We start from the raw sequence: 12,071 nt of genomic DNA on the forward strand, positions 1-12,071 counted from the left end.
AAAATAATTTCCTAAAAAGTACTTGATTATTTCCATTCCATAACCATATGGTTATATAAAGTATGAATCATGCACTTAGTCAGTCTTCTCGATTGGACGCTACATTTGCCGCCCTCTCAGACCCTACCAGACGGGCAATCCTCTCACGTTTAGCGAATGGAGAGGTTTCCGTAATGGATTTGGCAAAACCGTTTTCCATGAGCCAACCAGCAATTTCAAAACATTTAAAAGTTTTAGAAAGAGCCGGACTCATCTCGGGAATCAAGGATGCCCAGAAAAGATTACGCAAATTAGAAGCCAAACCATTGGAAGAAGCTACCGAATGGTTAGAAAATTATAGAAAATTCTGGGAAGGAAGATTCAACCAATTGGATTCACTTATAGAAGAATTAAAACTTTCTAAACAACCTTCCCGAAAACGTAAGAATAAAAAAAGGAGTATAGAATGAGTAGCTTTGTTGGAACTTTAAAGGTAGAAGCTAAAGGAGACAGAGAGATTGTGATGACCCGCGAATTTAATGCGGGCAAAGATCTAGTTTTCGACTGTTTTACAAAACCTGAATTAATCAAACGCTGGTTATACGGTCCAGACGGTTGGAGTTTAGATGTATGTACAGTGGATCTAAAAGTTGGCGGAAAGTATAGATATGTTTGGAAATATCTAAAAGACGGATCAACAATGGGAGCCGGAGGAACTTATAAAGAAATTTCAGGACCAGACAAACTAGTTCAGACCGAATCATTTGATGAAGCTTGGTATCCTGGAGAAGCTTTGCTTACTACAACATTTGTTGAAAAATCTGGAAGAACATATATTACGATCAATGTTTTATATGAAAGTAAAGAAGGTAGAGATACAGTTATAAAATCTCCAATGGAAGGCGGAGCTTCTCAAAGCTATAATCGTCTGGAAACATTACTGAATACTCTTTCGCAAAACTTATAAGGAAAAAATAATAATGGATCCAAAAACAAAATCGATCTTAAAAAGTATCGGAGCAGTATTTACAGGTATTTTGATCAACGTTATACCAGCTCTTATAATAGATGCCATCCTTCATGTTACGAATTGTTATCCTCCCATGGGAGAAAGAATGTCTGACAATCTTTTCATTCTAGCGATCTCCTATCGTTTAGCTCTTGCCATCTTAGGTGGATTTTTCACTGCTAAACTATCGCCTCATAGTCCAATAAGGCACGTGATCGCATTAGGTATTATAGGCACAATCGCGAGTAATTTGGGGCATGTCCAAATGGGAGATATGGGACCTGCTTGGTATTCCATAGGACTCATCGTAATTTCAATCCCACTCTCTTGGTTGGGTGGATTTATATTCCTAAAACGTAGAGGATAAGACAATGCAAAAAGCAATTCCATTTTTAATGTTCGATAAGGGTTTAGAAGAGGCTCTCCAATTCTATTCTAGTATATTCAAAAATATGAAAATAGAAAATCTCACAAAACTAGGCGGAGATATGTCTTCTGCCAAGTTTGAGATAGAAGGCCAAAAATTTTTGGCTTTTACAGGAGGCCCACATTTTAAATTTACCGAGGCGTTTTCCATCTATATCAGTGCAGAAACCCAGGCAGAGATAGATGACCTGTATGAAAAACTTTCCGCCGGCGGTAGTAAACAACCTTGTGGTTGGGTAAAAGATAAGTTTGGTCTATCTTGGCAGATTATTCCGCCTATCTTGGAAAAATATCTATATGATAAAAACCAAGAGAAGGCCGGGAGAGTAACTCAAGCAATGTTGCAAATGCACAAGATAGAAATATCAAAATTGCAAGAAGCTTACGACAAAAACTGAATTCTCTGAGATCCGCTGATAGACTCGCGCTTACCTATGATCGCTGGTCCTTAAGCGGATTTTTTACTCAACGAAACTGGAATGCCGCTAAATGCAGCATTTCCAGAAAGTTCATCCAAAACCTGATCGTCAGTTAGATCGTTGATACTTGATCCAGCAAATTTAGAAGCAACTTGTAAAGACACTCCTTCTTTTGCATGTCCGAATCCATGAGGGATACTCACCACTCCCCTCATCATCTCATCCGTAATTTCTACCGGTAATCCGATCTTACCTACTCTGGATTCCACAAGAACTTCCTCTTCTTCTTTAATACCGAGTAAGTTGGCATCTTCCGGATGGATCATGAGTGTACATCTATCTTTTCCGGTCATTAGTTTTGGAAGATTATGCATCCATGAATTATTATTTCTTAAATGTCTTCTGCCTATTAGTAAGAAAGATCCATTTTCTTTTTTGTCTTCGAGAAGTTTTTGTCCGTATTTGGCTAATCGATCCAAATCGGAAACTACTTCCTTAGGAACAAGTGCTATCATCTTATCTTCCGTCCAAAGCCTATTCGGAAAACATGGCTTTAGTGCTCCAAGATCTACACCATGGGGACTATTTTTTAAAAGTTCCAAACTCATTCCGACCGGAGATCCTGATTTTTCTCCATATGGTCCTGATTTCAAAGCATGGTCAATGATCGCAGAAGGTGTGATCTTTGTTTTGATCAATTCTTTAGGTAGAGGCTTTTCGGACTTTAAAAGTTCTATTCTTTTCGTTAGATCCGAAAAAATTTCCCAATCGTGAAGCATTCCATCTTCCGGCTCGAATGCAGGTTGGTTATATCTGACAGTGTTCCTTACAGCAAAAACATTAAAAACTAAATCATAATGGTCATGTTCTAAGGCAGAACTAGGCGGAAGAATATAATGCGCATGTTTTGTTGTTTCATTCAGATAAAAGTCCACGCTTACCATAAATTCCAGATTAGAAATTGCTTTTTCTAATTGAGAACCGTTCGGAGTAGAAAGCACTGGATTTCCCGCAGAAGTAACAAGTGCTTTCACTTGGCCTTGTCCAGGTGTTAAAATTTCTTCTGCAAGTGCAGCAACTGGTAATTCCTCGTTAAATTCAGGTAAGTCTCTAACTCTTGAACCGTACGTGTGAAAACTACCAGGGGAACTTTTCATTACTCCTTTAGGATCTATCATATCCACGGCGGGAAGTGTAAACATCGCACCACCTACTGAGTCCATATTTCCCGTAATACAGTTAATAGAATTGATTAACCATTGGCAAAGTGCTCCGAATGCCTGTGTAGAAACTCCTACACGACCATAACATACTGCGCCATTCGCTTTGGAAAATTCAAGAGCAATTCTCTCTACCGTGTCTGCAGAAATCCCGGTTAACTTTTCTGTTTCAGCGGCAGGATACTTTGCAGCGATTGATTTTAATTTTAGTAAATCTTCTTCTTTGATTAGAGAATTTGTCTTCGTTAAGTTTTTCTTAAATAATACATCTATAATAGAAAGTAAGAAAAATGCATCCGTACCTGGAAGAATAAAATGATGCTCGTCAGCATGGATTGCAGTTTCAGTTTTTCTTGGATCTATAACTACGTATTTTCCACCTCTTTCCTGGATCTCTTTGAGTCTCTTTTTTACATCAGGGACAGTCATTAAACTTCCATTAGATGCAAATGGGTTTCCACCTAAGATTAAAAAGAAATTGGTTCTATCTATATCAGGAATTGGGACCAGAAGTTGATGACCAAACATCCAATAAGAAAGTAATTGGTGAGGAAGTTGGTCTACAGAAGTTGCAGAATAATTATTTTTCGTTCTTAATCTTCCTATAAATCTTTGGCCAAATAACATGGAACCATAATTATGAACACTTGGATTTCCGCTATATACTGCAATGGAATCGTTTCCGTATTTATTTTGGATCGCTACAAGTTTTGTAGCGATATCAGTGAGAGCCGTGACCCAGTTCACCTTCTCCCAACCTTTTTCTGTACGTTTTAAAGGAAATTTAAGTCTGTCTGGATCTTCGTATAAATTTTTAAGTTCCGGCCCTTTGGCGCAAAGATGTCCCCTACTGAACTTATCGTCTTTATCTCCTCTTACTGCGACTACTACATCGTTCTCGATCTCGAGTCTGAGTCCGCACATAGCTTCGCAAAGTGTACATGATCTATAATGTTGGCGTACCATTTCCTGCCCCTGTCCCAGGAAGGAGTTATCTCCTATCCGAAATCAGAAAGCAAGCATTTACGAGTATTAGCGAACTTTATATAATTGGAGGATCGAACTATTTCAATAGTTTGTTTAAATAAGGAACCAGGTGTTTGGAGAGTATCTTATGGCCTTCAGCAGTTGGATGGATCCCATCGTCTTGGTTCAATCTACGATCTCCGGCAACTCCTTCCAGTAAGAATGGCATAAACTCTGTTTTTTCTTTCTTAGCTACTCTTGGAAAGAGAGTCGCAAATTCTTTTGCATACTGAGGACCCATATTCGGAAGTGTTCTCATTCCAATTAATAGAATTTTAATAGACGGGTATTTGGACCTCGCATCTCGAATGATCCTTGTTAGATTCTCTTCCGTCATCTTTGTAGGCAGCCCTCTCAAAGAATCGTTTGCTCCCAATTCCAATACGAGTACATCATATTTAGTATTCAAAACCCAATCGAGTCTTGCAAGCCCGCCTGAGGTAGTGTCTCCGCTCACACCTGCATTTACATATCCTAGATCAGGATATTTTTTTTGAAGTTCTAAATATGCCAAATGAGCAAATGATTCTTCTGGCCCATTCAACCCATAGCCAGCAGTCAAACTGTCTCCGAAAAATAGGATCTTCTTGCCGTTTGTTTTTGTTTCCATCTTAGGAGAAACCTTTGGTTCTTGTTCGGAACCTTCTTTATTGCAAGAAGCAACAAAGCAAAAGATTACTAAAATACTAAAAAATCCATAATATGATAAACGGCTCATTTTTTCTCCTAACTTCAATCCGACCCATTTTGTCCAAACAATATCCCAAAAACTGGGCATTAAGTTCTGCTTTACGAATACACAACCGATTGGGATCTAGTAAGTATGTTCAAACGGTTACTAGTCGCAGGCATTACCGCCGCTTTCTTACTTTTCTTATTCTTTTGGTTGGGCCAATTTAGAAGTGAACTCCAAGCCCAGGAAATCCAAGAAGGAATGCTTCGTCAAGCTGAGGAGATTACTTCTAAACTTAATGCAGAAGAATTAGTAGGACAGGTCATCCATGTTGCGATCCCTGGAACCGTTTTAGATCCAATCGCTAAAAAAGAAATCGAAACAATCAAACCTGGTGGAGTGATCTTATTCGGAAGAAACCTAGGCTCCAAATCGGAGATCAAATCTTTGAATAAGGATCTTCAGACAAGTGCATTAGAAAATACTGGATTACCATTACTTATCTCAGTAGACCAAGAAGGCGGAAGAGTGATCCGAGTGAAAGATGGAGTCACTCAATTCCCTGGCGCAATGGCACTTGGCCAAACCAAAGACAAGGACATGGCAAAAAAAGTAGGCTTTGTCACTTCTTACCAATTAAGAAAACTTGGACTGAATTTTTTATTCGCTCCAGATATGGACATCAATAATAATCCGTTTAATCCGGTAATCAATACAAGATCATTAGGAAGTAATTTAGAAACTGTATTAAACGCGGGAGTTTCATTTGAAGAAGGAGCAAGACTTGGCGGCTCCATTCCTGTAATCAAACATTTCCCTGGACATGGGGACACCAATGTGGATAGTCATTTAGGACTTCCTAAAATAGAAAAAACATTGGAAGAGCTTAAAAGTTTCGAACTTATTCCATTCCAAACTGCAATCCAAAATGGTGCAGATGCGATTATGAGCGCACATATAGTGTATCCAAAGATTGATCCAAATTTCCCTGCTACTCTTTCTTCTAAAATTTTAGGAGATCTACTTCGCAAAGAATTCCAATACCAAGGATTAATCATCACTGATGCGATGGAAATGGATGCGATAGACGAACATTATCAAAAAGAAGATCCAGGAGTATTGGCTTTAATTGCAGGTGCAGATATTATCCTAATGACTAGCTGGGGTCCAACTACTCAATCTATGAGAGATCAGATCTTAAAGGCTTACAAAAAAGGAACCTTAGTCAGAGAAGGAAAAGATCTTTTAAAAGAAGCAGTCAAAAGACAAATTTATTATAAACTAAAATATGGGATCATCTCAGAGTTTGGCGAACTTGCTAAAAACGGAAGAGCGAGCTCGATATTCCCAAAAGAACTTCCCGAAATATTAAAAAATCATTTTTCCGAGCAAGACAAGAATAGAGAAATTTTATTCTCCCAATATTACCAGGAGACATTGAATAGAGATGTAAGCAGAAAGGCAATTGTCTCCTTTCCTAAAACTTTTCTTCCTGAAAGTGCAACCATCGAAAATACTGTTTTCTATTTAAAGGGAGAAGAATTTCTCTCTGATCTAAAAGCCCGTTCTATTTCGAATTCAGACCTTGCCACTCTTCGTAAAAAATTAGAGAAAAAAGAAGTTAAACGTGCGGTCCTAAATTCATTCACTCAAACTGAATTAGATTTAGCCGGCTCTCTCGCTCAGAAATTTCCGGAAGCAGAGATTGTATGTTTACATTACGGAACCCCATTCTTAGATCTTCCGGACTTTTCCAATCTGAAAATATTATTCTCCTTCTCTCCTACTCCTGAATCCAAAAAGGCACTATTGTATTCTGTGTTAGATAGAAAGAATGAGATTCCACTTGTGGATCTTATCTTAAAACCGAATCCTAAGAAATCTTCCGCGTCCGCAGAAATGGAAGAAGACTCGGTAACTAAAAATACAAAATAATTTGGAAACCAAGATCCCGGTCATACACAAAACAAATAGACCGGGAATCTATGTACATTATCCTTTCTGCGTTCACAAATGTAGCTATTGTGATTTTTATTCGGAAGGTATCGGACTCGAACCTTCTCCCCTCGAAGAAAATTTGTTTTCCAAGTATAAAGAAGAAGTTATACTAAGACTCAAAAATTTTCCGAACTACCGAGACCTAATTTTTGATAGTTTATTTTTTGGCGGAGGAACTCCTTCTAAGGCCTCCTACGAACGATACGCAGATTTTATAAAATTCCTAAAAGATAACCTTAATCTTTCTCCTGATTCTGAGATCACTTTAGAATGTAATCCTGAAGATGTAACTCCGGAATACCTGCAGGGATTGTATGATGCTGGGATAAATAGAGTTCATGTTGGAATCCAGTCCTTCCTACCCAAAAATCTAAAATTTCTAGACAGATATTTCGATCCGGAAACCTATACAAAGACATTAGAAGCATTACAAACTTGTAAAATAAAAAATTACGGTGCGGATCTGATGTTCGGGGTCCCAGGGCAAACGGAAGCAGAATTTTATGAAGATGCAAATTCCGTTCTAGCCTCAGGAGTTTCTCATATCAGCATTTACGCACTCACTGTGGAAAAAGGTACCGAATATAGTAGAAAGGTTTCCGCAGGATCAGTTTCTCCTCCTTCTGAAGAAATACAGGAAAAAATCCTACAAGACTTGCCGAATTTTTTGAGGTCTAAGGGTTTTGAGCAGTACGAAGTTTCTAATTATTCCAAACCTGGACTTTTCTCTCGTCATAATATGAAGTATTGGACTTATGAGTATTATTTAGGAATTGGACCAGGAGCACACGGATTTTTACCTTCAGGTAGATATTCAAATCCCAGAAATACTTCCGCTTATATTAACGGCACAGGAAAAAATCCTTTTTCTTATGAGGCTTCCGATCCATTTGAAGAAATTCTAATTTCTCTCTTTAGGATATTTCTTCCGATTGATCTAAAAGATTTTTTAGATTATTTTCCTGATAAGAAGGAGAATGTACTTTCTAAACTAAAACAAAAGGCCTCAGAAGGAAAATGTATTTTGGATGGTACAATTTTCCAATGGAATCCAAAATCAGTTTTATTTTTGGATTCAGAAATTTTAGATCTGGCGGACCAGGAAGAGATCAATCCACTTTAAACTTTTCAATAAGTTTGGAAAGTTGCTCCGCCAACATTTGAGTTTCGCCAGAGAATGTAGTAAGATCGTCGGCACCACCTGCGATTTCTTGCGTTCCTTCCGAAATACTTATAATCGTTTTTGTGATCTCATTTGTGGCGTTTTTCTGTTCTATGACAGCTTCTTCAATCTGCATACTGAAAGAAGTTAAAGTATTGGAACTTGTTTGGATCCTGCCGGTATTCGTTTCCTGGTCTTTCACGGACACTAGTACCTTATTGGCAGAAATTTCGAACTCATTCACGCTTTGTTTCAGTTTTTTTAATATTTGAGAAGCTTCTTCCACCTTGGAGTTACCATTCATCACCGCATCGTTTGTGGATTCCACAAGTTCTCCGATCTCTTGGACCGAACTGGAAGTTTGGGAAGCGAGTTTTCCTATCTCTTCTGCGACGACTGCAAATCCTTTTCCGGCTTCTCCTGCTCTAGCTGCTTCTATCGCGGCGTTTAATGCAAGAAGGTTCGTTTTTTCTGAAATCTCAGTGATAATAGATAAGATTTCCGTAATTCTAGATGCGCTTTCTCCTATTTCACCCATTGCAGTTGTTGACGCGAACATCGCATTTTCTCCGGTCACAGCCTGCCTTTTAGACTCAACAGCAAGATTGACTAGACCCTGCATCTCTTGGTTGATACTAACGATCTGTTCTTTCAATCGCATAGAGTTGCCGTCGATCTCTCTGGTATTTTCCACTGCTCTTTCCATGGACTTGCCAACGTTTTGAGCAGAAGCTGCAAGCTCCTCTACGGCTGCAGAAGATTCCTCAGCAGCGGAAGCCTGGGTTTGTGCGATATCTGCAAAATTTCTAGATGAAACAGCCATCTCTTCGGATTTAGAACTCAATTTTTCAGAAGAAGATCTCATCTCCTTAACTACGTTTAGAAGATTTTCTCTCATCTGATCCATAGAGATGAATAATGTGCCAATCTCATCCTTTACAGGATAATCATTCTGAACAGTAAGATTTCCTTTTGCGATCTCATCAGAAAAACCGATCGCCTTCAAAAGGCCGGAACTTACCAATCTTTCGAATATTAAATTTAAGGAAAGTAACACAACAACGAGTATTAGAAAAGAAGAAAGTACTGCTTTCAGGATAATATCTCCAATATTTTCATAATATACTGAATTCGGAATACTCACCATCAAAGTCCAAAATTTAGGATCCTTTCCTATGTGAAATGGAAAATAATAAGCTGTATTCCCGCTTGACTCATATACGAATCTTTTTCCTTCTTTTACATTTTCTAGATATTGTTTAAGTTCATTCTCGTCTGGAATCTTTTTACCAAGTAAGTCATGATTTTCTCCATTGATTGCGTATAAACCTGCAGGGGAAATTAGCGCAATATGGCCTTTACCTCGAAATGGTCTTTTATTCCCGATCCTTTCTTGCAGATTTTTCAGATCAATGTCCATACCTGCTGCGCCATAAAAATGGCCTTCTACGCTGATAGGTACCACAAGAGAGATCATCAGGATATTTTTACCACTGACAGTATAATAATAAGGTCCAACAACAGTTGGTTTATCCGTCTTCTTAGTGATCTGGTAAAAATCTCCGGTGCCGTCCGTATTATTATAATCTCTTAATGCTTCCAGATCTACTATATCCTTGTCACGAGCTCTGTTTAAATATGGAATAAAACGACCAGATCCATCGTGGCCAGGTCTGTTTTTGTATAATAAATCTTTACCGTCATACGCATTCGGTTCATAACAAAGCCACATACCAAAATAGTCTTGGTTACGTTTCATAATTTCTTGTAATGTCTGGATCACCTGTTCTCTCTGAGGAGAAGCATAGATCAAAGGGAAACGAAAACCACGGATCAAACCCATGAGAGTATTCAACTCTTCCATAATTTCATAGGTCCATCTTTCCGCTGTAACATCGGAACTCTGCTCCACTTCCTCCCTTAGATTCTGGTAAGAAGAATAGGAATTATAAGCCGCAAGCAGAGCAAAGGCAGTGAATAAAACGATGGAAATATATAAAGAAATTCGGAGCCTAATACTCATAAGGGCTCCATTCTTTAATCGGAAAGAAATTTTGGAACGCTTTTTCTTTCTAACTGACTTTGAATTTTCCGATCAAATTGGACAATTGTTCCGATTGTCCATGCATATCTCCGGAGAATGTAGTGAGATCGTCGGCACCGGTCGCAATCTCCTGTGTACCTTCTGAGATATTTACGATGGTTTTGGTGATTTCCTCCGTTGCTCTTCTTTGCTCGGTTACAGCTTCTTCAATCTGTAAACTGAAGGTCATGAGAGAATTTGCACTTTCTGCGATCTCTTTTGTATTGGATTCCTGGGTTTTAACAGAACTCAAAACTGCCTTCGCGGATTTATCGAATTCATCTACCCTTTCTTTAATCCTTTGTAGTATCTGTGACGCTTCTCCCATCTTATTATTTCCATCCAATACTGCGTTATTGGTAGAATTAACAAGCCCGCCGATCTCCTGAACAGAACTGGAAGTTTGGGAGGCAAGTTTTCCGATCTCTTCTGCGACCACGGCAAATCCTTTTCCTGCTTCTCCTGCCCTGGCTGCTTCGATTGCTGCGTTTAATGCGAGAAGGTTCGTTTTTTCAGAAATCTCAGTGATCAAAGAAAGTATCTCATTGATCCTGGAAGCACTATCACCAATAGCTCCCATGGCACGGTTGGAAGTGCTCATCGCAGATTCCCCGGTAACAGCTTCTTCTTTAGAAGAGGCAGCCAAACTTACCAAGCCTTGCATCTCTGCGTTAATACTTGCAATTTGTTCCTTTAATAATATTACGTTTCCGTCAATTTCTCTCATGCTGGAAACTGCTCTCTGCATGGATTTACCAACATTTTGAGCAGAAGCAGCCAATTCCTCTACTGCGGCAGAACATTCTTCCGCTGCAGAGGCTTGTGTCTGAGCTACATCTGAAAAGTTCCGAGAAGAAACAGCCATTTTCTCTGCTGTTCCGGCTAACTTGTTTGTCGAAGAACCAATTTCTTTTACAACACCAAATAGATGTTCTCTCATTGTATTCATTGCTGATAATAGAGCACCTATCTCGTCATTACGGTGGTAATCGGAAGAAGCGAGTAGATTTCCCTTCGCAATCTCTTCTGAAAATCCAATCGCCTTTAATAATCCTGTAGAGATTAATTTCTGGAATATAAAATGCAAAACTACTACGATCAAACTCACAATGAGTAAAGAAGAAACTGCATTCTGCAGAAGTACGCTAAATAGTTCTTTTACAAATATAGAATTCGGAATGCTAATCTGCATGATCCATTGTTTCTGTCCTTTTCCTATCTTAAAAGGAAAGAAATGATGTGTATGACCATCAGACTCATATGTAAAACGTTCATGCTCTTCTGATTTAGATTGAACTAGCTTTAATTCTTCTGCGTCAGGAATAGTCTTACCCACTAGACTAGGATCTCCACCATTCGCAGCATAAATTCCCTTAGGAGAAATAAGCGCAAGATATCCTAAACTTCTGAATGGTTTTATAGCCCCCATGGATTCTTGCAATTGAGCAGTGGTAATATCCATCCCAAGTACTCCCCAAAATTTTCCTGAATTACTCACAGGAACACAAAGAGAGATCATCTGAACTTGTTTTCCACCAGCTAAATAAGAATAAGGATCCGTAACAAAAGGCTCCATTGTCTTTTTCGGGATTTGATAAAAGTCCCCACTACCGTCAGTCGCATCATAATTAGTAGAAGGTTCTATCACAGCATCGGTAAGTGATTTTACGGAATGAACATAAGTGACAAATCTTCCTGTAGAATCATGCCCTTTCTTATTTTTGTATTGGGCATCCAAAGTATCAAAAGCATTCGGCTCGTATACGGCCCACATCCCAAACCACTTAGGATTTCGATGTAGGATCTCCAACATAGTATTGGTAACTTCTTCTCTTTTAGGATTGGAGAAAATGAGAAGCATTCTGAAACCTCTGGTCATTCCCATAGCGGAATCCAGATAATCTTTCACCTCAAAAGTATATCTTTCTGCACTTAATGCAGAACCTGATTCGATTTCCGCATGTAAACTGCGATAAGAGATCACCGAATTGATCGCAGTAAGCACTGCAAAGCCTAAAAATAAAACTAAGGATAGATATAATGAAATTCGGGCCCTGATACTCATAGGAGGGAATT

At 38.8% G+C, this 12,071-nt stretch carries 10 protein-coding genes; 6 read left to right on the forward strand and 4 right to left on the reverse strand.

Translation table 11 applies throughout. The annotated features are described in order from the left end of the window. Nucleotides 1-62 precede the first annotated feature (62 nt). Genes B1C82_RS04940 through B1C82_RS04955 form a run of 4 tightly spaced genes read left to right on the forward strand, consistent with a single transcriptional unit; the run spans nt 63 to nt 1,812 of the window. A complete protein-coding gene (locus tag B1C82_RS04940; RefSeq protein ID WP_086446503.1) occupies nt 63-449 on the forward strand; it encodes an ArsR/SmtB family transcription factor in 387 nt (128 codons plus the stop codon). Further along, nucleotides 446-946: an SRPBCC family protein gene (locus B1C82_RS04945; protein ID WP_086446504.1), complete on the forward strand. Its 501-nt coding sequence runs from the start codon at nt 446-448 to the stop codon at nt 944-946. The genes B1C82_RS04940 and B1C82_RS04945 overlap by 4 nt, the downstream gene beginning before the upstream one ends. A 13-nt stretch (nt 947-959) precedes the next feature. Further along, entirely contained in the window at nt 960-1,355 is a 396-nt protein-coding gene (locus tag B1C82_RS04950) for a hypothetical protein (protein ID WP_086446505.1), read from the forward strand. 4 nt (nt 1,356-1,359) lie between these two features. After that, nucleotides 1,360-1,812, forward strand: coding sequence for a VOC family protein (locus tag B1C82_RS04955; RefSeq protein ID WP_086446506.1), 453 nt, complete (start codon nt 1,360-1,362; stop codon nt 1,810-1,812). A gap of 50 nt (nt 1,813-1,862) precedes the next feature. Here B1C82_RS04955 and B1C82_RS04960 read toward each other — a convergent pair whose 3' ends face one another. Further along, the gene (locus B1C82_RS04960; protein ID WP_411550346.1) at nt 1,863-3,977 is read right to left on the reverse strand and encodes a molybdopterin oxidoreductase family protein; all 2,115 of its coding nucleotides are present in this window, start codon (nt 3,975-3,977) and stop codon (nt 1,863-1,865) included. Nucleotides 3,978-4,116: 139 nt separating this feature from the next. After that, entirely contained in the window at nt 4,117-4,797 is a 681-nt protein-coding gene (locus tag B1C82_RS04965) for an arylesterase (RefSeq protein ID WP_086446900.1), read from the reverse strand. A 105-nt stretch (nt 4,798-4,902) separates the two neighbouring features. Between B1C82_RS04965 and B1C82_RS04970 the strand changes: the two genes are divergently transcribed. Together B1C82_RS04970 and hemW are read left to right on the forward strand one after the other, a co-directional pair. Further along, nucleotides 4,903-6,687, forward strand: coding sequence for a glycoside hydrolase family 3 protein (locus B1C82_RS04970; RefSeq protein WP_086446508.1), 1,785 nt, complete (start codon nt 4,903-4,905; stop codon nt 6,685-6,687). Between the two features lies 1 nt (nt 6,688). Then, nucleotides 6,689-7,873: a radical SAM family heme chaperone HemW gene (gene hemW / locus B1C82_RS04975; protein WP_086446509.1), complete on the forward strand. Its 1,185-nt coding sequence runs from the start codon at nt 6,689-6,691 to the stop codon at nt 7,871-7,873. Here hemW and B1C82_RS04980 read toward each other — a convergent pair. Continuing rightward, entirely contained in the window at nt 7,860-9,935 is a 2,076-nt protein-coding gene (locus B1C82_RS04980; protein WP_086446510.1) for a methyl-accepting chemotaxis protein, read from the reverse strand. The genes hemW and B1C82_RS04980 overlap by 14 nt on opposite strands. Nucleotides 9,936-9,984: 49 nt before the next feature. After that, complete coding sequence (locus B1C82_RS04985) at nt 9,985-12,060, reverse strand: methyl-accepting chemotaxis protein (RefSeq protein WP_086446511.1); 2,076 nt, start codon at nt 12,058-12,060, stop codon at nt 9,985-9,987. Nucleotides 12,061-12,071: the final 11 nt, after the last annotated feature.

It is taken from the genome of Leptospira venezuelensis (assembly GCF_002150035.1).
Taxonomy (GTDB): domain Bacteria; phylum Spirochaetota; class Leptospiria; order Leptospirales; family Leptospiraceae; genus Leptospira_B; species Leptospira_B venezuelensis.